Below are 21,467 nucleotides of genomic sequence, written 5' to 3'. Positions count from 1 at the left end.
TTTTTACTTATTTTCAGTATATGGAGGTTCTTCATTCACATCGGGGTCTGCATGAACAGGATGAGACCCAGGCTCCTGACGTGGAATATCCTGATGAAGTGATTTGTTTTCATAGTTGAAGGCACTGTAATACCGTTGTCCTTCTTCCCATGGAGTGCTTTTGTTCTCGACTGGAGTATGCTTTCCCCGCGGAGATCCGTAAGGTCCTTCAGGAAGTGTTTCTGGAACGATAAAATTGCGATACGTTTCAACATTAGAGAAGTCACTATATACTTCTTCTTCTTTGTCTCTAGGTTCTTTACTCATTTTATCTCCCACCTTTCATACTTGTAGTATGTGAGAGTGGGGTGGACTTCATTCTTCAGTGCACATTTTACAAAATGATTTCCCCTAAGAAGTCCCTCAATTCATCGGCTTCTTCCAGAGTTAACTTGAATACACTTTCTACATATCCGGGTTCATCAAGATCATCTCTGCCAACGATCGCAAATCGACTGCCTTGAAGGTCTAGTACCAAAGATTTACCATAATATCGATCTGTCTGGGTAATAGCTAAGTCGTACCGCTGATTTTCCCCCATAAAGCTCACAAATCGTGTTTTTGTATTTTCTGTATCATCGTATAAATAAAATCGTTCACTCATGACGATGTCCTCCTCTTTTTCTGCTTATTTCATCATAACAAACTGAAGTGAGTTTTGCAGGATGTACCTGTATGGTGATGGTGAAATTATGTTAGAATAAAGTGTGATGATATCGTTCAGGAAGAGGTGGCACCATGTATTTCGTAGATAGAGAAAAGATTGAAGTGATATTGCTTTATATGAGTGAGCAGTTAACCATCGTTCGTTCCAATGATCAATGGAACTCCATAGTAGAAAAACTAGCCCTGGAGCGAATGGCTCATACGATCATTGAATCCGTACTTGATGTAGGGAACAGCATGATCGATGGGTTCATTATGAGAGACCCTGGAAGCTATGAAGACATCATTGACATTCTTTTGGATGAAAAGGTGATCGATGACAAGATGAGTAGAGACCTCAAGCTCCTTGTAGGCAATCGTAAGATACTTGTTCAGGAGTATACAGCCGTCAACCATGATCAATTACATAAGGTTTTAAACGAGGTATTCTACTCGTTAGAGAAGTTTCCTCAACAGGTTCGCAGCTACCTTGAAAATGAACTGGGACCTGTATCCGCATTTAAAAATTAATGAGATATGACAGCGCTTTCTGACCAGGAAGCGTTTTGTTTTATTTAAAGCTGCATTTTATCGTAAATAGAACAGACTTTAAGGTGTTTGGGCATACTAAAACAATCATATGGAGGTAAACAATGAAAGAATATAAAGGATACTTAATCGATTTAGATGGCACGATGTATAAAGGGAAAGAAAAGATCGAGGAAGCGGGAGTATTCGTTAAACGTCTTCAGGAGAAGGGATTACCCTATCTGTTTGTAACAAACAATTCTTCAAGAAGACCTGAGCAGGTTGCAGAAAAGTTGCAGTCCTTTGCCATTCCTGCCACGAAGGAACAGATATTCACAACATCAATGGCGACAGCTCAGTATATAGCAAAGAAAAAACCAAATGGAACCGCATATGTCATCGGGGAAGAAGGAATTCGTTCGGCACTGGAAGATAGCGGGATTACTCTTAGGGATGAGAAACCGGATTTCGTAGTAGTGGGGATAGACCGTGACATTAATTACGAAAAATTGTCTCTCGCTTGCCTGGGTGTTAGAAATGGTGCTACTTTTATTTCAACCAATGGAGATATCGCCATTCCGACTGAAAGAGGATTGCTTCCTGGGAATGGTTCCCTGACGTCAGTTATCACCGTCTCCACACAAACAGAACCGACCTTTATCGGAAAGCCCGAATCGATCATTATGGAGCAAGCCCTATCTGTATTAGGGGTCCCGAAGGAAGACACGTTAATGGTTGGGGATAACTATGATACCGATATTTTGGCTGGAATCAACGCCGGACTCGATACGCTGCTTGTTCACACTGGAGTCACAACCAAAGAGGCTTTAAGTTCGAAGGATATTCAGCCGACCTACACAATTGATACATTAGACGAATGGGATATATAATAATAAAAAAGTGGAGGCTGTTTTTACAGTCTCCACCTTATAAGCCCTTCTGAATACAAAAATAGAAAAATGTCTTAAATTAGTAACACATTCATAATAGACAACCCTCGTTCGTATAAGTAAAATAGAACTAGTGTTAAAAGAAGTAATCAAAATACTATTTATACTTAAGGACCTACGTAATTGGTCCTTTTTGCTAATATCTATGCCTCTATAGATACTGTAGCAAGTAAAATAATAGCAGGAACGAGAATTATACTCCTAAAGTATTATATGGTTTTTCCTCTAACTAACTTTTCCATTACACATATTTGAGTACTCAGAAGGACTAGGAAGACAGGATCTGAAAAACAATAAGAATATTTTAAAAAAATATTACGAAATTAAGTGTAAAGGTATTAATCTAGGGTAAACATCAAAGGTAGTAGGGGACTATTAGCATTGATACCTTTTCAATTTCTAACTATTCTTTACGAATGCAAACAACTTTAAGAATGAAAGTCACTGTTTCATAATTGATTTTCGAAACATTCCACGTCATTTCTAAAGAATTTTTAAAAGGGTAGTGAGGTAATGAGTATTACAGTTACAGGACTTGTCGGAAAGAAAATAAGGTACCACAGAAGAGCAAAAGAAATCACCATACAAGAATTAAGTCACAAATGTGGATTGACGGTTAATTATATTTCGTTGATTGAAAAGGGAGAGGCAAACCCGTCCCTGAACAAGTTGAATGCCATTGTATGTGCTCTTGACGTTCAGTGGGAAGACATCATGCCGACTTGTGAAGAACACGAAGACATCTACAATCAAACGATTCTTTAATGAACTAATTTTCTCTTTTTAATTTCTTATTCGATCAGAATGATAAAATCATTACTGAGTTTTAACTGTTTTGCTTCCTTGTATGCAGCGATAAGGGCTAGGTCACTAAGGAGTTGGATGTGATTTCACCTTGTTTATTTTCTGTGTGAAACCGTCTAATCCCGTTTAAGTGATGGCCTTTATTTGCTGTGTATTCGTTTAGAAGTCCTTGATACAACTATATTTATGGTAATTACAACTATAATTGTAATTATATAAAACTATTCATTGATGTGCAATAATAAAGTTAGTGAAAAGGAACTATTTATGTTTTATGTGATTTTTAGGGGATACAGTATGATTTATTTTGTCAGTTTTTAGGACACTTCTTCTTTCACTAAAAAAATCAGACGACGCCTGTCGTCTGATTTGGATACGTATTTTATTCCGTCTAGGCTTATTCTGCGCATTTAGCCCGGTGTGCCAGTCTACTTGATGCAGCTGCTGCAATTGCACCTACAATATCGTCCAAGAAGGTATGACACATACCAGATGATTTATCATTCAACCTCTCCAGGATTCCCGGCTTTTGTTTATCGATATAGCCGTAGTTTGTAAATCCAATCGATCCATATACATTAACAATTGAAAAGGCTAGAATTTCATCCACACCATATAAACCTTCATCTACTTCAATTATCGCCTGAAGTGGTTCTTCCAGCATTTTTTTCTCAGCTAATATATCAAGTTGAATACCCGTTAGTATCGCATTTTGCACTTCCCGCTTCGTTAACACACGTTCAACGTTATAGACACATTCCTTTAGTTCAAGATCAGGATGGTACTTTTGTTGAAGGTACATGACCAATTGAGCAATATCTTCAATCTCTACTCCTCTTTCATGCAGCCATTTACGTGCCGTTTTCTCTAATAAATCCATTGATTCTTTATCCTTCATCCTATTCACCTTTTCTTTGAAAGATTATAAAACCCCTATTTCGATTAGACGAAGCCTTGTTTTACACATATGATTCCCATTTGAAAAATAGACATAATAATAGCTTCTATTCTCATTCTTGCCCATCTCCAGTTTTAGATATTCATAATTGTCTATAAAGGTTGTTTTCATATAAAGTGCGTGAGTGGTAATGAAGTGATTTTGAAAGGAATTGACATTATGAAAAAGGACTTGTTTGACACGGATCACCCTGTGAAAAAAGATGGTTACTTTAGATAGGAGAGATCAATATGTCTCAAGAAATATTAATCAATCATTTTGGATTGCATCCAGAGCGGGCATTTTTTGATGGAATGATGGATCGATATATGGTCGGGGGATTAGTATATAGTATTGTGGGCGTATCGAATATGGAACAAGAAACCTTAGTGGAACTCTACAAATTGGCAGAACACCTAAAAAGTCAGGGAGATCGGCATGTTTCAACCTTCGTCCAGAGCAACGAAGGAAGATTCCTTGTGGTAGAAAAGGATAAAGATTATGTGGTGCTGCGAAATGAAAGCATCCAATCTCCCCCTGATAAAAAGATGGGCAGAAAGTTAAGCAAATTCCATTTCAGGGGACGGACCTTTGAAGAAAAAGTAGAGAAAATAAATCGTATGGGACAGTGGAAAAGTCTGTGGGAAAAGAGGCTTGCTCAGTTAGAGAAGGCTTATTATCAGGTTATTCAGGACCAGCCGGCTGACGAGTTTGAACGCCGCTTTGTTGAGAGCTACCCTTATTACAGTGCTTTGGCAGAAAACGCCATCCAGTACCTGGTTGACACGGAGCTTGATGAGGATCCGAAGCCAGAGGATGCGGGAACGGTTTGCCATGAGCGTTTTCTTCAATCCACATGGGGGACGGAAGTGTTCATTCATTTTCCATTCCAATGGGTGTTCGATCACTGCAGCCGGGACATAGCAGAGTGGGTGAGAGAACGCTATTTCATGAGAAGCCAAACGTTTCATCCTGAGCTCCAGGAATTCATCAGAGAGTATGAATCCATTACCCCACTCTCACCATTCTCTTGGAGACTGCTGTATTCACGTCTCTTGTTTCCCCTTCACTATTTCGAGTGCATAGAGGAGTATTATATTTCACAATCAGAACAGAAGAAGAAGGTAGTTGAAGATAAGCTGGAGCGCTATCTGAAAAATTCCCACCAATATGAAGCATTCCTGTCTGACTTTTATCATATGTCTGAAGTTCCCGTTAAAAAATGGGGAATTCCTCTTGTTGCATGGCTGTAACATCGACGACCCTCCCAATCGGAACGGCCTTCACTTTTATGCTAAACTGTAGAAAAAGAGTGAAGGTAGGGACTACATATGAAGCCATCCATCTATATTACAAGAAAATTGCCGGAATCAATCATTGCACCCTTGCAGAAAGAATTTGAAGTTGACATGTGGGAGCATGAAGATGTTTCTGTACCAAGAGACGTTCTTCTCCATAAAGCAGAGAGTGCCTCTGCTTTACTTACGATGTTATCGGACAAGATAGATCGGGAGCTGTTACAGAGATCTCCTTCATTAAGAGTCGTGGCAAATCTGGCTGTCGGCCATGACAATATAGATCTTGAAGCGGCAAAAGAATTAGGCATAACCATATGCAATACGCCTGATGTTCTAACGGAAACAACGGCTGATTTAACCTTTGCATTATTAATGGCAACGGCAAGACGAATCGTCGAGGCAGACCGTTATGTGAAAGAAGGAAAGTGGAAAAGCTGGTCACCCCTTTTATTAGCTGGCTTAGATATTCATCACAAAACCATTGGCATTCTCGGAATGGGAAGCATAGGTGAAGCTGTGGCAAGAAGAGCGAAGGGATTCAATATGAATGTTCTATATCATAATCGTTCCAGAAAATATGCAGTGGAACAAGACCTTGGTGTTCAATATGCAACTTTGGAGAAACTCCTCACTCAATCGGATTTTGTCGTGGTTCTTGCTCCCTTAAACGAAGACACAGAAGGTATGTTTCAAGAAGAACAATTCTTATTGATGAAAAATACAGCGATTTTCATCAATGCAGCCCGTGGCCCGATCGTAAGTGAAGAAGCTTTAGAACAAGCGTTAAAGAGGGGAGATATTGCAGGGGCAGGATTAGATGTATTCGAAGCGGAGCCGATCGATGCAGACCATCCTCTTCTCAAGTTACATCAAGTGGTCGCACTTCCTCATATCGGCAGTTCCTCTAAAGAAACACGTTATGGGATGATGGCTTTATGTGTAGAGAATATTCATGCCGTATTAAAGGGAAAGAAACCGAGCACATCCCTATAGTCAAAAAGAAACAGGCTGAATCCAATGAAGGATTCAGCCTGTTTCATTAATGGTGTATTAGAATACTTGCTCTACTTCAACGATACCAGGAACTTCTTCCACTAATGCGCGTTCGATTCCTGCTTTTAATGTGATGGTTGAACTTGGGCAGCTTCCACAAGCACCTAGAAGGCGTAATTTTACAATACCATCTTCAACGTCCACTAGTTCACAGTCTCCACCATCGCGAAGTAGGAACGGACGTAATTTATCTAATACTTCCTGAACAGGTGCGATCATTTCGTTTTCAGCCATATTTATCTACTCCTTTCCTTACTCTCTATTATAATGACATATTCACAAAAAATCTATCAACCTGCAAACTATTGGGAATTTCTTTTTTGGAAATGGTTCTTTAATGAATTGTGGTGTAATATTATGGACCGTTCCTTTCCGCTACACTCTGTGCCACTAATTTTCATGCATTTTGAATCTCGCCAAACTTCACATTGCATAAGAAATTTTCAAAATGCAATTCCCAGTACAGAATTTACATATAATCGTTCCAACCCGGCTGTTTTTTTTGTAAAATAAACAAGAGAGGGAAACAAAGGGGAGAGAGTGACATGGAGAGAAAACCTGTTGAACTTTACGTGTATGGGGCAGAAATACTGTGTCCAAGCTGTGTAAACTTACCATCATCGAAAGAAACGTACGAATGGCTTGAGGCTGCTGTTAGTCGTAAGTATCCAAACCAGCCATTCGTGATTAAATATGTTGATATCCACAATCCTCCTGAAGATGAATTCGTTAAGCAGTTTGCTTCAAGAGTGATCGAAGAGGATATGTTTTATCCGATTGTTCTGTTAGAAGGGAATATTATCGGAGAAGGGAATCCCCGCTTAAAGACGATCTATTCTGAGCTTGAGAAATTTGGGTATAAAGCGGTTTGATTGATTGGGGTATTAGGGCTGTCCTTATTGGGAGAGTCCTTTTTAATGAAAGAAATAAAGCTGTACCTAAAAAAGAACCGCACATTGCGGTTCTTTTTTTCCATCATCCATTATGATATTTATACATCCATAACACACCGGATTTCAACAATCGAGCGACGCGACCTGTGATGGAGCGCTCGTTTACCAGACCGAAACCATGTTTCTTTCCGAGTGAGCCGAGAATTCCTTTTAGCTTAATCTTAGGTAATTCTGCCGGCAGCGGTTCATTCTTCCAACGTTTAAGTAAGACTGTCACGATTTGTTCCGCTTGTCCCTCAGCAAGCTGGGCACTTGGAGCTTGAGGAAGGCTTGCGCAGTCACCAACCACGTAAACATTCTCATCCTGAGGCAGGTTATGATACTTTGTCAGAATAACGCGACCGCTTGCATCTTTTTCAACATCCATATCTCGGACGACTTTGCTTGGTTGAATTCCTGCTGTCCATACGATGGCATCGCAAAAAATTTGTTCTTCATGGTTATGAAGGGTGTTTGGTTCCACTTTTGTGATGTTCGAGCCGTTGACGATGTCTACATCATTCTCGTCGAACCAACTGTGAACATAAGAACTTAACCGTTCAGGGAAGGCATTAAGAATACGCGGACCACGATCGAATAGCTTAATTTTCAAATCAGAACGGCTTTCACGAAGCTCACTCGCAAGCTCGATCCCGCTTAAGCCGGCTCCAACAATTCCTACGATCGAACCAGCTGGAAGATTACATAAGGTTTGGTATGTTTTACGGGATTTTTCAATTGTTTGAATGGAGTAAGTATGTTCGTCAGCACCGGGAACATTATGATATTTATCCTCACAACCGAGTCCAATCACAAGGTCGTCATAAGGAACTGGATCTTGATCTTTCATATTTACGAGTTTGTTTTCCATGTCCACTCCGGAAATATCTCCGTACACATAGGATAAACGGGCATGTTCCGGGAATGATACGCGTACATGTTGATCTGAAATCGTACCAGCAGCTAATGCGTAGTATTCAGTTTTAAGACAGTGGTAAGGATTTCGGTCAATCAGGGTAATCGATACATATTCAGGTAATTGGTTGGGTAATAAGCGAAGAAGAACTCGCATATTACCGTATCCTCCACCAAGCAGCACTAATTGTTTCATGAAAAATTTCCCCTTTTTTGCACTCTACATTATTGTTGAAATAGTGTGTTTGTATATGATTTATATCCCTATAGTTGTATGGGACAGGATTCAAAGGACATTCACGTTAAAACGGGTCCTGAAAAAGTAAGCATTTTCAATATGAAGCATAATTCGAGCAATTATCACATTAATAAACCTATTAACATTAAAAGTATATCGAAATAGTGGCGTTTTCACAACAGAAATAAGCGAAAATGTTCACAATCTGTTATACCATTACATGGAACTCAAATGATTGACGATATTGATAAAAAAAGGTAGCATAACAAAGAGTAGTGAGGTGATAGAATTGAAACCTATTATAGAATTTTGTATAAGCAATCTTGCTAGTGGTGCGCAAAAAGCGCTTGAGATATTAGAAAGGGACCCCAACCTTGATGTCATTGAGTACGGATGCCTGGGTTACTGCGGAAAATGCGCACAATCCTTTTATGCTCTCGTCAATGGTGAAGTCGTAACAGGGGACACACCTGAAGAACTGGTGGATCATATCTATCAGTTCCTGGAAGATAATCCGATGTTCTAAAGAAAAGCTGGTCTTGTGACTGGCTTATTTTTTTTGTCTTATTGAATTCTTTTTCCTCTAAAGTAGCAACAAACATGATCAAAAGAGCCCAATAAAAAGTTTTCTTACATTCATTCACCAAAGCTCCTTTGGTTGAGTAGTAAAATAGAAAGGAGTATACTAAGTAGTAAGAAATGAAAAGGTTGGGGGTGTAGTAAATGAGTGAAGTTGTCATTCTAACAGAAGCCGCTGCCCTTCAGATTAAAGATATGATGAAGGAACATGACGAAACAGATGCCATGTTGCGAGTAGCGGTAAAAGGGGGAGGCTGCAGCGGCCTTTCTTACGGTATGGGATTTGAACATGAGCTTCAAGATGGAGATACAACACTGGAACAACATGGAATAAAGCTTGTTGTAGCTAAAAATGATGCTGCTATCTTGAACGGTACTAAAATAGATTACAAGCAGTCCATGATGGGCGGCGGGTTCACCATCGACAATCCGAACGCCATCGCTTCATGCGGATGCGGATCATCATTCGTGACGGCGACGAATAAGGGTACGCCGGAGAACTGCTAGGTTTTTCTCCCGGGCAATGAGCGCAAAGTTAATCGGTGGGGATGACGTATTTACTCCAATCGGGGTTACGTATTCCACCCTCCGATAAAATTTAATCGAGTCATTATATTAACGCTTCTTAACGTATTTAAACGTACGTTAGGGGGCGTTTTTATTTTGTCTGAAGGAAGAAGTATCCGTCAAAGAAGGGCCAAGGTAGATAACCGCGCATTTCCTACCAGCGATATTCAGCCGATGTTACTCGAATCAGCCTGGAACTACTTTATCACCGCAAAGATAGGCGAGGGGATTCGCGATAGAACTAAAACGGACTATTCTAACACCTGGCGATATTTCAGTGCATGGCTAGACGAGGAGAATCTCGGAATTCAATACGTACATGAGATAACGACGGAAATCTGCCGGAATTACATTCACTATTTAACGGTAGATGCGCCGAGATTTAAAGGTCATAAGTACATCCTGAGCGATCACGGCAAAGGCTTAGCGTCTGCCACGATTAATATGAGGATAAGGTCGCTGAAGGTTGCATTTAACTTTTGGTGTAAGGAAGGATTCGCACGTAAGAGTCCGATGGATAATATTCGCACTCAAAAAGTCGACGAGGATAAAATCGAATCATTTACAGATGAACAGGTCGAAGCATTACTTGGGGCTTGCGATCAAAGGAAGTACGTTGGTTTTAGGGATTACGTGTTCCAATGGCTGTTACTTGATTCCGCGATGAGGATGAACGAGGCTCTTTCGTTAAGACCTGGCGATATAGATATGAAGACTCGCTCGATTGAGCTTGCGGCAAGGTTTAACAAGAATAGGCGGTCGAGGGTGGTACCATTGTCTGCCGATACGGTTAAGTTGTTACTGGAATTAATTGATGAGAACAAGACCCACTTTCCTCACGCAGATAAGGTTTTTCTTTCGTGTTACGGCGAGGAAGTGACCGATACACAAATGAATAAGCGTCTGAAGTATTACGGTGATATAACGGGAGTTGGTAAGGAGATAAGGAGCACTGCCCACACATGGCGCCATACTGCAGCAAGAAATTACATTTTAAACGGTGGGGACCCGTACACGCTTATGCGGTTGCTTGGTCATAGTTCTATTCACATGACCCGGCGTTATGTACAAATGACAGGCGATGATGTTCGAGTTAAGCACGAGCAGTTTTCGCCGATTAAGAAGTTTCGCACTAAACTACGATAAATTGGAGGAATTTAAAATGAAATTTCTATTAACGGGAGTATTATCAATCGGATTATTAGTCGGATGTCAGAGTCAGCCGGAGCAAAGTTTCGAGGATTTCGCAGATGATTTCTATGTTGAAATGTTCCGGGCGGGAGAACAGTCGGAAGAAGTAACGGAAATGTACGATCAGATGGTCGCGGAATATGATGCAGAATCAAGCGATGAGTTATATGAAGCTCTTACCGGTATGTATGAAGCGTTGGATAGTGGAGCAAGCGCGGAAGGTTATCGCCAGCAAGTAGCGTCGTTACTCGGGAATTAATTAAAAATAGACAAAATAAAAGAACGCTCTGCCGAAACAGAAGCGCCCTAACCTACCTATATTTTACTTAAAAAAATCGTTGAAGTCAAACGGTTTATTAAGTATGCCTTCTAATCGGTCGAGTTCGGAGGAGAGCCGAACCATGCAATACCTATCGGAATACCAATCGTTCCAGTCAGTCTCGGCATTAAACGAGGCTCTATATCGTCATACCTGTGACCACTATTACGAAATGTCCGACACAGACCGCAGCGTGCTTAAGCTGATCGGTCGTTTTGCCGTGAAGTATCGAGGCGCAGCACATTTAAAAGCGTCCACAATCGCCCAGACAATCGGTAAGAGTGAGAAGACTGCCCGCCGGTCGCTCGGCAAGCTACAGGCGCTTGGGATCCTCGTAAAGGTTTCAACCATGCGGAAGGTGGCCGGAGGATATGGTGCCAATATCTATCTTGTCCAGTCGCCAGTGTCCAGTCGTGAGGAAGCCGATAAGTCTATAGAATCAACGCCTGAGCCTGCGAAAATTGAATCGGAAGCTATTACTCTTTCAAGCGAAAAAGAGTTATTAAGTAATAATACGTCTTGTTCTCCGTACGTTAGATTCAAACGTTTGATTGCCGATAAGAAGCTGAGGAATCGCTTGTACGGCATATGGCTTGCTCACACGTCGTATTTGAAAACCGCCTTTGATAAGGACGTCCTGTTAAACGTGGGGATTTCCGCAGTGATGGTGACGTTCAAGGCGAATAAGGTGAAGAATCTGCCGGGCTACTTCAACAATGTGCTCGATCGGATGCTGGACCGGTTGTATTTCGCTGAAGTTTACGAGGGGTAGAACGTGCTACTTCAATCCGTTTTTAGGAAAAAAACTTCCTGAAATATTTTACAAACGCAGTCATATCAAGGGTTTCAGCGTCTTTCCCTTAAAGGAAAATAGTACGTTTTTTAGACCCTTGCGCCCTTCATTCCTTACAGTCATTACGGCCGCCATCTATTCTTTTTCGCTATCGCTCTAACTAAAGACCAGCGATAAATATATGAATAATGGCAAGGCTTTAGACTTGCAGGGGTTTTATATCTTAAGGAGGTTTTATTTTTATGAGTAGACGAAAGAAGCGTAGCAACCAACCGTCTCAGGTCCCGCCATTGGATACACGACATTACCTTGCGATTGAGCTCTTACTCGACTTCCAGGCGGGCCTTAGCCGTGAGGAAATCGCCAAGGAGTGCGGGGTGTCCCGGATGCAGTTATTTCGCTGGGAAAAACGTAAGGACTTTCAACGTGAGAAGGATAAACGGTTTAAGCAGAAGCTCGACCGCATGATTCCGAAGAAGAACCGCTCATATGCCAGTCTTGCATTAAGTGGGGATGTCAAGGCAGCCGAAACGATCCTCGGAGCTGCCGGACTGACCGGAAATGGGACGTATTAGTAAAATCGCCATGAGGCTACGGCAGGCTTACGTTTGAGGACGCCAAAGGGTAGTTACAAAACTGCACATTTCGGAACATTTTCGGTTAACATTTCTTTACGTATGAGTAGCCGTAGACAGGTCGAAAACATGCCCGAATATAAGCGGTTTAGAACGATTCTAGCAGCCGAGGGGTTGGTCCGCGTGGCCTTCCAAACGCTTTGAGAACGTAGGAGCATTACCTGGCAATCGTAACTTGTCGGTGTGTTCCGTACATATAGAGGAAACACGGTAAACCAATTAGGAATGATTACGATTTAACGGTAATGTTTCGTAAGGTTTAGGCGAATTTTATCAGCCAATCCGCGCCGGAGACAAGTGCCTCCCAAACTCGAGGGGGTCGGACGAATGTATGTTATTGTATATTTTCGTACTTACAAAACGTTGACTTTACTGGAAAGTAACGGTAAACTATACTTAACGATACAATAACGTACATTGGAGGTATGAAAATGAAGCAGGAAAAGAACGTTCAGCCGTTAAGAACGATCGACGAAATCGAGGAAATGAAGTGGGCTCTTCGCAGGCATTGCTCGGAACGTGATCGCTTTCTCTTTGTATTCGGAATCAATACCGGGCTACGTGTCAGCGATATACTTCCGTTAAGAGTGGGCGATGTGAGGGGCAAGACGCATGTGCTGAAGCGTGAGAAGAAGACGGATAAGGTAAGGCGATTCTTTATTAACGAGGGCTTACAGGCGGAAGTCCAGGCGTACACGGCCGGCATGCAAGACGAGGAGCTACTGTTCCCTAGTCGCAAAGGAGATAAGGCGATAAGCCCCACGCAAGCATACCGTGCTATGACTAAGGCTGCCGGTATGTTAGACCGTGATGACATCGGCACTCATACTATGCGTAAGACGTTCGGTTATCATTACTATCGCAGGACCAAGGACATCGCGTTCCTTCAAGAGATATTCAATCACTCAGCGCCCAGCATTACGAAGAGGTATATCGGTATTACGCAAGACGAGATAGACGAAACGCTCAAAGGTTTTACATTGTAGTCGGCGGAGTGATGCCGGCTCTTTTTTTATGCCGGGGGGCCACCTCCGAATTTTCAGTGTCGGTCAGAGCTCCGCAATTTTCTACCAGGGTTGAAAAACTCGACGGGTATTTTAAGAAGGGGGGCGGTAGGTTTCGACAAATTCTGCGCTCCTTCTGAATCTCTGGCGCGCCAATTTTGAAATCACTTTGACTTTTACGGATATAAAAATTTTTTTCTGCAGGTGGAACGAAAACGGGGGGGCTATGGAGGAATTTCAGCCGGTCCATTTTCTGCGTTTTAAGTCCGGCTATTTTCAGATCGCTTTGAGTTTCTAACTGCGAATAACTAAGGTACTAGGCGAATATAACGAGAATAGGAAGGAGTTGGAAGTCGATGAAGCTCTTATTCGTTTCGTTAATGATACTTATGGATTACCCTGGATTTGCTGAAGACTTGCCACGCGGTTTTTATCCGACTGAAGAGGTGACGGAGCTGCAGAAGTATGATCGCGGTATCTATCCGGCAGAGAGGCCGTTGGAAATTAGTCACTACTGCAATTTTAGAAGGTGATATTACGGTTGAATTTATATTTAACAAGGTTCTCTTTAAAGATATTATTGGCTCTTATCTTATAGAGTTGTATGATTATACTAATAAAAGGTTTTGGAGTGAGAATATGGGAAATTGGATTGGCAAATTCGGCATCTTTTTTATTGTAGTAGGAGTAGTCGGTGCATTTGTAGAGCTAAACGGCATCGATTGGGCAACATATGGTTCGGCAAAGAAAATGGTCAATAATAATAATTTAGAGTATATGGGTCAAGTAGCGTTATATGGAGGGATGATTAAAAACGCAATATTGTCAGTTATATCCGGCTTAGCAGTTGGGGCGTTATTTGTAGGAATAGGAACGCTAATAGATATTGGCAGAGAAAGAAATGATCTAATACGTGCAAATAACGGATATACACGTTCAGAATAAACTCCGCGCACTCTCCGCTGTATTAAGTATTTAAATGAATCGTCCAATTATTGGACAGTAATAAACCCGTCGTCATTTAACGGCGGGCTCTTTCGTTCTCCCTAAACCAGCGATTAAGCTGACTTACAGTAAGGACAATCAACGTATTTAGCGTTTCCTTCTCTTTCGACATCCGCATCAGCACGTTTTCTAGTCGTTAGATGGTCCGGAGAATTTTTATCGTGATAATCAAAAGCCTCGCTCCACGCATCAGTAGTCCTGTCCACAAGCTTCTTTGTTCCATCGCACTCTACACATCTTCTCAATTAAATCACCTCCTTAAATACCAAGCAGTTGTTTCTTTTTCGCATCGAATTCTTCTTCTGTAATAACCCCGGAATCTCTTAGCTCAGCAAAGCGTTTAATCTCATCGGCAGCACTAGACGTTTCTTGGGTAGCTGCAGCCTGTATCCTCGCTGATGACTTTCCAATCGTCGCTTTAACGTGATTGATAAAGCCTGGGATGTCGCCTTGATTGATCCATTTCATTTTCACCTTGTTACCTGACGAGAAGAAGGCGATATGGTGGCCCATCATGCTTTTACCCATTTCGATTGAACTCACGTTTTCATACGGGAAAACTTCGAGGTCATAGCCGAATGTGCGTTTGCCATAGAAAAGGATTCGCTGGTTAGTTGCTAACATTACGCCGTTTCTGACCGTATCTTTTCCCATAGTTTTAGTTTCATAGGCGCCAAATACTGCGAATGCTAATTCTTCGCCGGCGTCAAAGTGTTCTTTCGCCTTTTCGATATACTTATCTATTTTCGCCAAGTCTACCACTCCCAATAATGTATTTATTTAACATTATACAACACATCTAGGGTTTATGGCCTACTAGTCAACAATTAAATAACCCTAAAATACTGGTGATTATTAATATTTCCTTACCTATATTCTATTTTTCTAGTTAATTTGCTTGATTAACCACTTGACAAACAAATGACTAATTGACCTGAAACACAATATATGGTGTGTCGAATAATTTTTCGTACACAATATGTTGTGTTTATTTATTGATATTGTACTAGCCTTGTGTTATCTTAAAAAAGGAATTAGTAATAATGTCCAATTTAAATGGGACAGGTGGTGGTAGAATGCTTGATTTCTTAGGATTCTTGTTAGATTTAAGTAGTTTTGTAGCTGATCGATTTGAATTTTGGTTAGGGTTTACTTTTCCGTTGGTAATGCTGAAGAAAGAAGAGGAAAAAAAGGAAAATAAAAAAGAGTCATCGCCGGACAGCAAATAACTCTTTAAGTGGCCGTTAGTGTTCCAGCACTAGCGGTCGTTTTTTATTTGTTAGGTCGAGTATATCAACATGTGTGTATGTATGCAACAAAAACGAGTTGATTTTGTGTAATGAAAATTTACTATTTTGTGTCACGGTAAATCGTACTATCCCACGTCAAAAAAGTCATCAGCTTTTGCATCAGGATCCACCTTCTTCAGCGCACCCATAATCTTCTTAATAGTCGGCAGCGTTGGCGAATAATCTCTGTTACTCGCAATCTGGCTGATTGTATTACGGCTGACCTTCGACTCTTTCACGAGCCATTCCTGCGATATTCCCCTGGCGTCCAAGAATTTGCCGAGCTTAGTGCGTGGCTTTCCTCCGAATAATCCGAACATATCGATCGCTCCTTATACTTATTCTACTACCGTTATGGACAAGATTTGCGAAAAATATACAAGCCGACTGTGAAAGTTTTCACTACGGACAAGTAAAGTCGGACAATCGGTGCTGCATAACCTACAACATGAAGGCGGAAGACAGTCGGAAATGATACGGCATTCTATCAACTGTTATCGCCTAGTTAAGTAATACCCTCGGAAACCCTATCAGAACGGTAAAAACGAAATTTGTTAAGAACGAGAGGAGCGAGTGAGGGGAAGGTGGGGAGCGCGAGGGGAGGAAACCAACACGAGGAGGCAAAAATATGTTTTCATCGACAATCCTAATCGCAGGCGGGACGATACTAGCCACGGCATTGCTAGACAAGACGTGCGAGGACTACGGCTTTCACACCCTGGGTACAGTGGTCAAGATACTGCTTCCTATCGCGGCGTTTGCAGCCGGTATCTACTTTATAGAAACAAACGCTATCTTAGGATGGTTACGATGAGGTGGTGGGCGAAAATGAAAGTCCGCAAAAAGCTAATCGATACCTTTAAGTCTGGCGGAATCCATCTAACGTATGAAATGAGCGACGGAACCAAGCGCCTAATCCTTCCGAATATTCACTCGGTCGACATTACCGACCAATCTACGCAAATAACTTTCACGTTACCAAACGGGCTGGATCCGAAACTGCTTCAAAAACACTTCTACGTATTTCAGCAATACTTTGGCCGGTCGATTGAGATCGAAGGCGACTATAAGCGATTCACACTCACGGTTTATAACGGATCAATGCCGGCAGAGCTTCCGTATAAGTTCAAAGACATAACGGAGCATATCGGCCGTCACAAGCTGCCTATTATCGCTGGAAAGGACCGGCAGGGTCGGTATGTAGCGTTTGACCTGCTGAAGCAACCTCATATCCTTATCGCAGGAGAAACCGGTTCAGGCAAGTCGACGCAGCTCCGGTCCATCCTGACGACTCTCATTAAGATGAAGAAACCGACAGAGCTCGAGCTTTACCTCGGCGATTGTAAGAAGTCGGAGTTCCATATTTTTCGCAAAGTTGAACACGTCCAGTGCGTATTGAGTAGTGCCAGGGACATTCAGAAGATGTTGCGCCATATAAAGAAGGAACTGGACGAACGGAGCGATCTGACGGAAACATTCGAGGTGAGCCACGTTGACGAGTTGCCTGCCGAGCACCGGCGCCCTTATATCGTGGTTTGTATTGACGAGTTTGTGATGCTGAGGAAAGACGACTATATAATGGATGTTCTGACGGAGCTGGTCGCCATTGGCCGGACGCTCGGAGTGTTCGCCATTCTTTCAATGCAACGACCTAACGCCAAAGTGCTCGATACTACGATCCGGGCGAATCTGACGGTAAGCATGGGGTTTAAACTGCGGGATAAGATTGAGGCTCGAATAGTAAACACGCCAGGGGCCGATGAACTGGAAACCTCCGGTCGATTCATAATGAATAGCGATAAACTTTACGAGCTGCAGGCGCCTTATTTGAAGTTAGAGAAAGCCCGAGAGTTATTATCACCTTATACGGTGGCGAAGGAAGCAAAGGAAGTCGAACCGGAGCCAGTGCCGGAACTAACGGAAAAGGACGTGTTTAACGATGTCTTTAACTAAGCGTGATAAAGCGATTATTGCAGATTTGAAGAGATTTAGTGTGATGGATCGTGATTCGATTGCGGAGATTCACTTCGCAGGACTGAAAAATCCAACCTACTCTGCCAATAACGTACTGCTGCGGTTGCTAAGAGACGGACATATTCAGCGGTCGACAGCCTTCAGCCCTTACGTATATTTCGGCGAAGAGTCAAAGATAAAGAAGAACTCGCAGAAGATAGGTCATTTCCTCGCGATTCTCGAAGTATATAAAGAGATGAGGAAGCTGGGGCCATTGGAAGTGTTTCGCGTTGAGCCTAAGTATGGCAGTAAGGGTGGAGTAGAGCCCGACATATTCTGCCGATTCCGTTCCACCCCGTTTTTTGTAGAGGTGCAAAATTCGATTTACTCGCAGAAACAAATGGCAGATAAGATGGACCGATACATCGACCTTTATAACTCCGACATACTGGCCGACCCTAAACCTCACGTTCTGATACTCGCTGAGCAACGGTATGCTTTAGACGATACCTACCCGTTTAAGTTATTCCAAGCGCAGTCATTTACCGAGTTTATGAAGTCGCTGAAAAAGGTTCCGTCTGTTCCGGTGGATTCTGGAATTCAAATTCGTATTGGATAAAAGAACGTATGTTCGATATAATAATTAGCGAGGTGGTATTTATGAGTATTCGGGATCGTGGCCGTATCAAGTGGACTTCAATGATGCTGCCCGAACATGTGAAAGACCTGCGGAACATGTGGGGCGAATTCGAGCGAGAAAGTAAGCCGATCATCGATTCGTTTACCTTGAGCGAGAATGAGGAGCGGATCCACTACGCAATGGAGTACAACCTGTCGCTAAAGTTTAAAATCTGGCGGGAGTTTGCCGGCAAGTGCGAAACGTTTATCGGCCGTGTTCATCACATTAACGAGAAGACAAAGGGGTTAAAGGTGGAATGTGAAGACGAATCGTTTGAGACGCTCCAGTTTGACGACATTGTGACCGTGGAGGTAATCGAATAATAGAAATTTGAAACTTTTTCCCAATTAGATCGTATATAAACTAGTAACTAGATTGGAGGTCGATATTATGTCTAAACTCTCAGAGAAGTTTAATGAATACTTTTATGCCTGGGGCAATAATGACCCTAATAAAGAAGTTTTGAGATACGGTAAAATGGTATCTTTAAAAGATTGGCATGGGTACGACGATTTTAAATATTACAGGCCGCGAAGGAATGCGGCAGGAGGGCTAATCATCTTGGGTGGTGTAACTCTAATTGGTGGTGTATGTACAGGTATCCATTCAATAAACAATAAAAGAAAATCAAAAAAAGAAAGCCTCTAACCTAAAACGGGTTAGGGGTTTTCTTTTTTTGAATATTTAACGCTCTTTAATTCTTGATTTTAACAAACTCAACTACTTCTTCAACGTTGCAATCTAAATACTCACAAATTAATCCGATCACGTCTAGCGCTACATATTCACCGTTTGACATCTTCGCAAGGGTAGAAGGAGAGATACCGAGCTCATTACGAAGGTCGCTTCTCTTCTTATCGCGTTTAATCAACGTAATATCCATTGGTTTATAAGATGGCTGGATATTCTCGGGTTTGTTCCTTTTCTTAATCGCCACCAACAACACCCCTTAACTCTTTATATACAGAGTATATCATAAAGTCGAATTGAATGTTTAAGAACTCAAACTTTTTGTTCAACTTTTATTGACATATATTTTTATTAGTTATATTATAAGTACAAGAAGTCGAACAAAAAATATAAAAAAGCGAATTGGAGGAAAATAAATGGTTGCTGCGATAGGTTTTAGTATCTTAGGAGCATTCGCTTTAGGGCTATACACAGGTCTTAATAAAAGTGGTGATCTAAATTGAACATCACACTCACGCCACTAACTGAAAAGGAGATGCTTTCAGTGGGAACGAATGATTCAATGGTCCAGGTGATTCTTGAGATTGACGAGGAGACAATCGAGTATTACGACTCATACCGCATTGACAACTGGTATTACCTAACATGCGTCGACGGCCTGGCAGTTATCGGAGTAGTCGAGAAAAGCGAGAAGCATCCCGGATACTACGAAATGGTTAAGGATATCGCGACACTCAAGCTTAATGAAGAAACGGAACGATTGATTTCGGAAATCGATTCTTTCAGTGTCTCCTCGTTCCTAATGTTAGTAGAAAGATTCGGAGTGGATCCGTTATGAAAAAAGTGACCGTGCATTTTCACAACACAGATGAGCTGGTCCAGGAGCAAGCGTTTTTATTTGGCGATAATATCCTGCTCAGCGATTACGACGGCATTCTATATTTTCGAGTGGTGACGGTGGGCTTCCGGCAAGAAGATAACTTTCACCTTCGAGATTATAAAACGGTTGAACTTCCTTATAAAGTTTCGGCAGAACTTACCGAGGAAATGTCGTTATTGGATTACATCGCACTGGCAGCGAAGTAAACGAAAGGCTTGTGACAGTTCCGATGTCAATTAGGCAGGCATCGGAGCTACCACTTCACTCGGCGCGACATCTTATGGAGGGTAACGAGGCGGCAACCTCATTCCTTGTATGAGATAGCGTTACAAGACCGGGAGCGAACCTATTAATCTAAAAAATTGGAGGTTGGCAGAAATGGAATTAGCGAGATTAGTTGAGGAATCGATCGACAAGTTACCGTATAAGCTTACGTGGAGGAAAATCGCTCAGAAAACCGGCATGAGTCATTCGGTGTTCAGCCACTTTAAAGAGGGTTCGGAAATCAATTTCAAGACGCTATTCACTATTGCGCAGATGGTTCACCCGGACAACTATCACACGGTTATCGCCGATTGGTCTTATTATGTGGATGCTCCGATGAATGTAAAATTTGCGCTGGAATATATGAGTGTTAACCGGATGTTTGACCACGCGGAAGATAAAATTCAGCAGATTCACGAATCCGGAACGACTAGCAAACTCCTAATCGATTTAGCAAACGCATATACACTTCTGCTCGAACGCCAGCAATCAGAAGCTACTCCAAGCGACTTTATGAAGCGGATTAAGGGCCTGCGCTATAAGACGCCGGAAGGTAAGTTTCTCCGTCAGATGTTATTCGCCTATTATTACTCGGACGTACGTTGCTTTGCGCTCATGGATGATAACCTTTCGATCGCAGAAGCACTACTCGATAATGTCAGTAGCGAAGACCTTCGGGAACTTTATTCGCTGCGCATCAAGGAGTTAAAGGCCGTGTCGCTCCTGTTCAACCGTAATCGCAAGGAAGAAGCCCGGAAATTATGTGAGGAAATTGCGCAATCAGAAATCTTAGACAACCCTACATACAGAGCAGGCGCATATTTCCGGATGGCAACTTCGTATATGTTCTCAAGCTACGATATGACAGAGGTATTTTTCAAAAAGGCTGTCCGAATCTACCGTGAAACCGGACGAGATAGCGTGGCGGACGGGGTGGAATCAAACGAAATGGAATTTGCTCGTGTCCTTTGGAAAAAAGTTAGCGATCCGTCGGAAATCAAGGACGATTCAAACCGTGCATTTTACTACGCAAGCAATGGCATGGCCGAGGAAGCGCTTGAGGTAATCGCGTTACTCAATCAAAAGTCTCCGTTTACAAAATACTATGAAGGCCTGGCGAAGAGCGATACGAACCTCTTGCTGGAATCATTAGTTCTGTTCATTAAAGGAGGTGATATGGTTTACGCGGAACTGCCTTATATCGAGCTGCAAAAATCTCCGCAATTACGCGGTGTGGCCGACATACTAATACGTGAACTCACGATAAAAGGAGACTGATT

The 21,467-nt window shown here is 42.0% G+C and carries 33 protein-coding genes; 23 read left to right on the top strand and 10 right to left on the bottom strand.

All coding sequences use genetic code 11. The features are described 5' to 3' along the window. Nucleotides 1-3: 3 nt before the first annotated feature. Nucleotides 4-306, bottom strand: coding sequence for a hypothetical protein (locus ACFQWC_RS14445; RefSeq protein WP_044338153.1), 303 nt, complete (start codon nt 304-306; stop codon nt 4-6). 67 nt (nt 307-373) lie between these two features. Next, nucleotides 374-643: a DUF3055 domain-containing protein gene (locus ACFQWC_RS14440; protein WP_299743716.1), complete on the bottom strand. Its 270-nt coding sequence runs from the start codon at nt 641-643 to the stop codon at nt 374-376. Between the two features lie 134 nt (nt 644-777). Here ACFQWC_RS14440 and ACFQWC_RS14435 point away from each other — a divergent pair, with 134 nt between their 5' ends. The 3 genes from ACFQWC_RS14435 (at nt 778) to ACFQWC_RS14425 (ending at nt 2,927) form a co-directional block, all read left to right on the top strand. Next, nucleotides 778-1,215, top strand: a complete 438-nt coding sequence (locus tag ACFQWC_RS14435; protein ID WP_377108151.1) for a DUF86 domain-containing protein — start codon at nt 778-780, stop codon at nt 1,213-1,215. Nucleotides 1,216-1,337: 122 nt separating this feature from the next. Beyond that, on the top strand, nt 1,338-2,102 hold the full coding sequence (locus ACFQWC_RS14430; protein ID WP_299743721.1) for a TIGR01457 family HAD-type hydrolase: 765 nt from the start codon (nt 1,338-1,340) through the stop codon (nt 2,100-2,102). A gap of 573 nt (nt 2,103-2,675) precedes the next feature. After that, nucleotides 2,676-2,927, top strand: coding sequence for a helix-turn-helix domain-containing protein (locus tag ACFQWC_RS14425; RefSeq protein ID WP_299743724.1), 252 nt, complete (start codon nt 2,676-2,678; stop codon nt 2,925-2,927). A 26-nt stretch (nt 2,928-2,953) separates the two neighbouring features. On the opposite strand, the gene sda is transcribed toward ACFQWC_RS14425, so the two are convergent. Further along, nucleotides 2,954-3,046 carry a sporulation histidine kinase inhibitor Sda gene (sda, locus tag ACFQWC_RS14420; protein WP_377108510.1) on the bottom strand — a complete coding sequence of 31 codons (93 nt, stop codon included), beginning with the start codon at nt 3,044-3,046 and terminating at the stop codon, nt 2,954-2,956. Nucleotides 3,047-3,363: 317 nt separating this feature from the next. Further along, complete coding sequence (locus tag ACFQWC_RS14415) at nt 3,364-3,864, bottom strand: phosphatidylglycerophosphatase A family protein (protein WP_113968983.1); 501 nt, start codon at nt 3,862-3,864, stop codon at nt 3,364-3,366. Nucleotides 3,865-4,154: 290 nt separating this feature from the next. On the opposite strand from ACFQWC_RS14415, the gene yutH reads away from it, so the two are divergent. Together yutH and ACFQWC_RS14405 are read left to right on the top strand one after the other, a co-directional pair. Then, nucleotides 4,155-5,156: a spore coat putative kinase YutH gene (yutH, locus tag ACFQWC_RS14410; protein ID WP_341356887.1), complete on the top strand. Its 1,002-nt coding sequence runs from the start codon at nt 4,155-4,157 to the stop codon at nt 5,154-5,156. A 78-nt stretch (nt 5,157-5,234) separates the two neighbouring features. Continuing rightward, complete coding sequence (locus ACFQWC_RS14405; protein ID WP_377108147.1) at nt 5,235-6,194, top strand: 2-hydroxyacid dehydrogenase; 960 nt, start codon at nt 5,235-5,237, stop codon at nt 6,192-6,194. Nucleotides 6,195-6,251: 57 nt separating this feature from the next. On the opposite strand, the gene ACFQWC_RS14400 is transcribed toward ACFQWC_RS14405, so the two are convergent. After that, nucleotides 6,252-6,488: a NifU family protein gene (locus tag ACFQWC_RS14400; RefSeq protein ID WP_034763763.1), complete on the bottom strand. Its 237-nt coding sequence runs from the start codon at nt 6,486-6,488 to the stop codon at nt 6,252-6,254. 311 nt (nt 6,489-6,799) lie between these two features. Here ACFQWC_RS14400 and ACFQWC_RS14395 point away from each other — a divergent pair, with 311 nt between their 5' ends. After that, complete coding sequence (locus ACFQWC_RS14395; RefSeq protein WP_299743742.1) at nt 6,800-7,126, top strand: YuzD family protein; 327 nt, start codon at nt 6,800-6,802, stop codon at nt 7,124-7,126. 103 nt (nt 7,127-7,229) lie between these two features. On the opposite strand, the gene ACFQWC_RS14390 is transcribed toward ACFQWC_RS14395, so the two are convergent. Continuing rightward, the gene (locus tag ACFQWC_RS14390; RefSeq protein WP_377108144.1) at nt 7,230-8,297 is read right to left on the bottom strand and encodes an NAD(P)/FAD-dependent oxidoreductase; all 1,068 of its coding nucleotides are present in this window, start codon (nt 8,295-8,297) and stop codon (nt 7,230-7,232) included. 331 nt (nt 8,298-8,628) lie between these two features. Here ACFQWC_RS14390 and ACFQWC_RS14385 point away from each other — a divergent pair, with 331 nt between their 5' ends. The 9 genes from ACFQWC_RS14385 to ACFQWC_RS14345 all read left to right on the top strand — a co-directional run bounded on the left by ACFQWC_RS14385 (nt 8,629) and on the right by ACFQWC_RS14345 (nt 14,372). Continuing rightward, nucleotides 8,629-8,865 carry a YuzB family protein gene (locus tag ACFQWC_RS14385; RefSeq protein WP_258549604.1) on the top strand — a complete coding sequence of 79 codons (237 nt, stop codon included), beginning with the start codon at nt 8,629-8,631 and terminating at the stop codon, nt 8,863-8,865. A gap of 197 nt (nt 8,866-9,062) precedes the next feature. Next, complete coding sequence (locus tag ACFQWC_RS14380; RefSeq protein ID WP_299743748.1) at nt 9,063-9,425, top strand: HesB/IscA family protein; 363 nt, start codon at nt 9,063-9,065, stop codon at nt 9,423-9,425. 156 nt (nt 9,426-9,581) lie between these two features. After that, nucleotides 9,582-10,631, top strand: coding sequence for a tyrosine-type recombinase/integrase (locus tag ACFQWC_RS14375; RefSeq protein WP_377108142.1), 1,050 nt, complete (start codon nt 9,582-9,584; stop codon nt 10,629-10,631). Between the two features lie 16 nt (nt 10,632-10,647). Then, nucleotides 10,648-10,935: a hypothetical protein gene (locus ACFQWC_RS14370; protein WP_377108140.1), complete on the top strand. Its 288-nt coding sequence runs from the start codon at nt 10,648-10,650 to the stop codon at nt 10,933-10,935. Between the two features lie 103 nt (nt 10,936-11,038). Further along, entirely contained in the window at nt 11,039-11,767 is a 729-nt protein-coding gene (locus ACFQWC_RS14365; protein WP_377108138.1) for a helix-turn-helix domain-containing protein, read from the top strand. Between the two features lie 263 nt (nt 11,768-12,030). After that, nucleotides 12,031-12,363: a phBC6A51 family helix-turn-helix protein gene (locus tag ACFQWC_RS14360; protein ID WP_377108136.1), complete on the top strand. Its 333-nt coding sequence runs from the start codon at nt 12,031-12,033 to the stop codon at nt 12,361-12,363. A gap of 491 nt (nt 12,364-12,854) precedes the next feature. After that, the gene (locus ACFQWC_RS14355) at nt 12,855-13,409 is read left to right on the top strand and encodes a site-specific integrase (RefSeq protein WP_377108134.1); all 555 of its coding nucleotides are present in this window, start codon (nt 12,855-12,857) and stop codon (nt 13,407-13,409) included. 374 nt (nt 13,410-13,783) lie between these two features. Further along, nucleotides 13,784-13,960, top strand: coding sequence for a hypothetical protein (locus tag ACFQWC_RS14350; protein WP_377108132.1), 177 nt, complete (start codon nt 13,784-13,786; stop codon nt 13,958-13,960). Next, a complete protein-coding gene (locus tag ACFQWC_RS14345; protein ID WP_377108130.1) occupies nt 13,893-14,372 on the top strand; it encodes a hypothetical protein in 480 nt (159 codons plus the stop codon). The genes ACFQWC_RS14350 and ACFQWC_RS14345 overlap by 68 nt, the downstream gene beginning before the upstream one ends. A 113-nt stretch (nt 14,373-14,485) precedes the next feature. Here the strand turns inward: ACFQWC_RS14345 and ACFQWC_RS14340 are convergent, their stop codons facing one another. Further along, entirely contained in the window at nt 14,486-14,677 is a 192-nt protein-coding gene (locus tag ACFQWC_RS14340) for a hypothetical protein (RefSeq protein WP_377108128.1), read from the bottom strand. 13 nt (nt 14,678-14,690) lie between these two features. Continuing rightward, nucleotides 14,691-15,194: a PH domain-containing protein gene (locus tag ACFQWC_RS14335; RefSeq protein ID WP_377108508.1), complete on the bottom strand. Its 504-nt coding sequence runs from the start codon at nt 15,192-15,194 to the stop codon at nt 14,691-14,693. 281 nt (nt 15,195-15,475) lie between these two features. On the opposite strand from ACFQWC_RS14335, the gene ACFQWC_RS14330 reads away from it, so the two are divergent. Further along, on the top strand, nt 15,476-15,661 hold the full coding sequence (locus ACFQWC_RS14330) for a hypothetical protein (RefSeq protein WP_377108126.1): 186 nt from the start codon (nt 15,476-15,478) through the stop codon (nt 15,659-15,661). A 146-nt stretch (nt 15,662-15,807) separates the two neighbouring features. Here ACFQWC_RS14330 and ACFQWC_RS14325 read toward each other — a convergent pair whose 3' ends face one another. Then, nucleotides 15,808-16,041, bottom strand: coding sequence for a helix-turn-helix transcriptional regulator (locus ACFQWC_RS14325; RefSeq protein WP_377108124.1), 234 nt, complete (start codon nt 16,039-16,041; stop codon nt 15,808-15,810). Nucleotides 16,042-16,549: 508 nt separating this feature from the next. Here ACFQWC_RS14325 and ACFQWC_RS14320 point away from each other — a divergent pair. From ACFQWC_RS14320 to ACFQWC_RS14305, 4 genes are all read left to right on the top strand, one after another. After that, on the top strand, nt 16,550-17,674 hold the full coding sequence (locus ACFQWC_RS14320) for an FtsK/SpoIIIE domain-containing protein (RefSeq protein ID WP_377108122.1): 1,125 nt from the start codon (nt 16,550-16,552) through the stop codon (nt 17,672-17,674). After that, on the top strand, nt 17,661-18,293 hold the full coding sequence (locus ACFQWC_RS14315; RefSeq protein WP_377108120.1) for a replication-relaxation family protein: 633 nt from the start codon (nt 17,661-17,663) through the stop codon (nt 18,291-18,293). The genes ACFQWC_RS14320 and ACFQWC_RS14315 overlap by 14 nt, the downstream gene beginning before the upstream one ends. A gap of 41 nt (nt 18,294-18,334) precedes the next feature. Continuing rightward, nucleotides 18,335-18,676 (top strand): YolD-like family protein, encoded by a 342-nt coding sequence (locus tag ACFQWC_RS14310; protein WP_377108118.1) that lies wholly within the window; start codon nt 18,335-18,337, stop codon nt 18,674-18,676. A 67-nt stretch (nt 18,677-18,743) separates the two neighbouring features. After that, entirely contained in the window at nt 18,744-19,001 is a 258-nt protein-coding gene (locus ACFQWC_RS14305) for a hypothetical protein (protein ID WP_377108116.1), read from the top strand. 46 nt (nt 19,002-19,047) lie between these two features. On the opposite strand, the gene ACFQWC_RS14300 is transcribed toward ACFQWC_RS14305, so the two are convergent. Next, nucleotides 19,048-19,236, bottom strand: coding sequence for a helix-turn-helix domain-containing protein (locus ACFQWC_RS14300; protein ID WP_377108506.1), 189 nt, complete (start codon nt 19,234-19,236; stop codon nt 19,048-19,050). Between the two features lie 351 nt (nt 19,237-19,587). Here ACFQWC_RS14300 and ACFQWC_RS14295 point away from each other — a divergent pair, with 351 nt between their 5' ends. The 3 genes from ACFQWC_RS14295 (at nt 19,588) to ACFQWC_RS14285 (ending at nt 21,465) form a co-directional block, all read left to right on the top strand. Next, nucleotides 19,588-19,881 carry a hypothetical protein gene (locus ACFQWC_RS14295; RefSeq protein WP_377108114.1) on the top strand — a complete coding sequence of 98 codons (294 nt, stop codon included), beginning with the start codon at nt 19,588-19,590 and terminating at the stop codon, nt 19,879-19,881. Continuing rightward, nucleotides 19,878-20,129: a hypothetical protein gene (locus ACFQWC_RS14290; RefSeq protein WP_377108112.1), complete on the top strand. Its 252-nt coding sequence runs from the start codon at nt 19,878-19,880 to the stop codon at nt 20,127-20,129. Before ACFQWC_RS14295 ends, ACFQWC_RS14290 begins: the two co-directional genes overlap by 4 nt. 172 nt (nt 20,130-20,301) lie before the next feature. After that, nucleotides 20,302-21,465, top strand: coding sequence for an AimR family lysis-lysogeny pheromone receptor (locus tag ACFQWC_RS14285; RefSeq protein ID WP_377108110.1), 1,164 nt, complete (start codon nt 20,302-20,304; stop codon nt 21,463-21,465). The last annotated feature ends 2 nt before the right edge of the window (nt 21,466-21,467 follow it).

Origin of the sequence: Rossellomorea sp. GCM10028870 (genome assembly GCF_042666755.1) — a bacterium.
GTDB lineage: Bacteria > Bacillota > Bacilli > Bacillales > Bacillaceae_B > Rossellomorea.
The sequence above is the reverse complement of the archived record's forward strand: the minus strand, read 5'-3'. Positions and strand labels throughout refer to the sequence as shown.

Excerpts from the sequence above, each read along its gene's own strand:
- ACFQWC_RS14445 (WP_044338153.1), bottom strand. The coding sequence starts at position 306 with ATGAGTAAAGAACCTAGAGACAAAGAAGAAGAAGTATATAGTGACTTC.
- ACFQWC_RS14440 (WP_299743716.1), bottom strand. The coding sequence starts at position 643 with ATGAGTGAACGATTTTATTTATACGATGATACAGAAAATACAAAAACA.
- ACFQWC_RS14435 (WP_377108151.1), top strand. The coding sequence starts at position 778 with ATGTATTTCGTAGATAGAGAAAAGATTGAAGTGATATTGCTTTATATG.
- ACFQWC_RS14430 (WP_299743721.1), top strand. The coding sequence starts at position 1,338 with ATGAAAGAATATAAAGGATACTTAATCGATTTAGATGGCACGATGTAT.
- ACFQWC_RS14425 (WP_299743724.1), top strand. The coding sequence starts at position 2,676 with ATGAGTATTACAGTTACAGGACTTGTCGGAAAGAAAATAAGGTACCAC.
- ACFQWC_RS14415 (WP_113968983.1), bottom strand. The coding sequence starts at position 3,864 with ATGAAGGATAAAGAATCAATGGATTTATTAGAGAAAACGGCACGTAAA.
- yutH (WP_341356887.1), top strand. The coding sequence starts at position 4,155 with ATGTCTCAAGAAATATTAATCAATCATTTTGGATTGCATCCAGAGCGG.
- ACFQWC_RS14405 (WP_377108147.1), top strand. The coding sequence starts at position 5,235 with ATGAAGCCATCCATCTATATTACAAGAAAATTGCCGGAATCAATCATT.
- ACFQWC_RS14400 (WP_034763763.1), bottom strand. The coding sequence starts at position 6,488 with ATGGCTGAAAACGAAATGATCGCACCTGTTCAGGAAGTATTAGATAAA.
- ACFQWC_RS14395 (WP_299743742.1), top strand. The coding sequence starts at position 6,800 with ATGGAGAGAAAACCTGTTGAACTTTACGTGTATGGGGCAGAAATACTG.
- ACFQWC_RS14390 (WP_377108144.1), bottom strand. The coding sequence starts at position 8,297 with ATGAAACAATTAGTGCTGCTTGGTGGAGGATACGGTAATATGCGAGTT.
- ACFQWC_RS14380 (WP_299743748.1), top strand. The coding sequence starts at position 9,063 with ATGAGTGAAGTTGTCATTCTAACAGAAGCCGCTGCCCTTCAGATTAAA.
- ACFQWC_RS14370 (WP_377108140.1), top strand. The coding sequence starts at position 10,648 with ATGAAATTTCTATTAACGGGAGTATTATCAATCGGATTATTAGTCGGA.
- ACFQWC_RS14365 (WP_377108138.1), top strand. The coding sequence starts at position 11,039 with ATGCCTTCTAATCGGTCGAGTTCGGAGGAGAGCCGAACCATGCAATAC.
- ACFQWC_RS14360 (WP_377108136.1), top strand. The coding sequence starts at position 12,031 with ATGAGTAGACGAAAGAAGCGTAGCAACCAACCGTCTCAGGTCCCGCCA.
- ACFQWC_RS14355 (WP_377108134.1), top strand. The coding sequence starts at position 12,855 with ATGAAGCAGGAAAAGAACGTTCAGCCGTTAAGAACGATCGACGAAATC.
- ACFQWC_RS14350 (WP_377108132.1), top strand. The coding sequence starts at position 13,784 with ATGAAGCTCTTATTCGTTTCGTTAATGATACTTATGGATTACCCTGGA.
- ACFQWC_RS14345 (WP_377108130.1), top strand. The coding sequence starts at position 13,893 with ATGATCGCGGTATCTATCCGGCAGAGAGGCCGTTGGAAATTAGTCACT.
- ACFQWC_RS14330 (WP_377108126.1), top strand. The coding sequence starts at position 15,476 with ATGTCCAATTTAAATGGGACAGGTGGTGGTAGAATGCTTGATTTCTTA.
- ACFQWC_RS14325 (WP_377108124.1), bottom strand. The coding sequence starts at position 16,041 with ATGTTCGGATTATTCGGAGGAAAGCCACGCACTAAGCTCGGCAAATTC.
- ACFQWC_RS14320 (WP_377108122.1), top strand. The coding sequence starts at position 16,550 with ATGAAAGTCCGCAAAAAGCTAATCGATACCTTTAAGTCTGGCGGAATC.
- ACFQWC_RS14315 (WP_377108120.1), top strand. The coding sequence starts at position 17,661 with ATGTCTTTAACTAAGCGTGATAAAGCGATTATTGCAGATTTGAAGAGA.
- ACFQWC_RS14310 (WP_377108118.1), top strand. The coding sequence starts at position 18,335 with ATGAGTATTCGGGATCGTGGCCGTATCAAGTGGACTTCAATGATGCTG.
- ACFQWC_RS14305 (WP_377108116.1), top strand. The coding sequence starts at position 18,744 with ATGTCTAAACTCTCAGAGAAGTTTAATGAATACTTTTATGCCTGGGGC.
- ACFQWC_RS14300 (WP_377108506.1), bottom strand. The coding sequence starts at position 19,236 with ATGGATATTACGTTGATTAAACGCGATAAGAAGAGAAGCGACCTTCGT.
- ACFQWC_RS14290 (WP_377108112.1), top strand. The coding sequence starts at position 19,878 with ATGAAAAAAGTGACCGTGCATTTTCACAACACAGATGAGCTGGTCCAG.
- ACFQWC_RS14285 (WP_377108110.1), top strand. The coding sequence starts at position 20,302 with ATGGAATTAGCGAGATTAGTTGAGGAATCGATCGACAAGTTACCGTAT.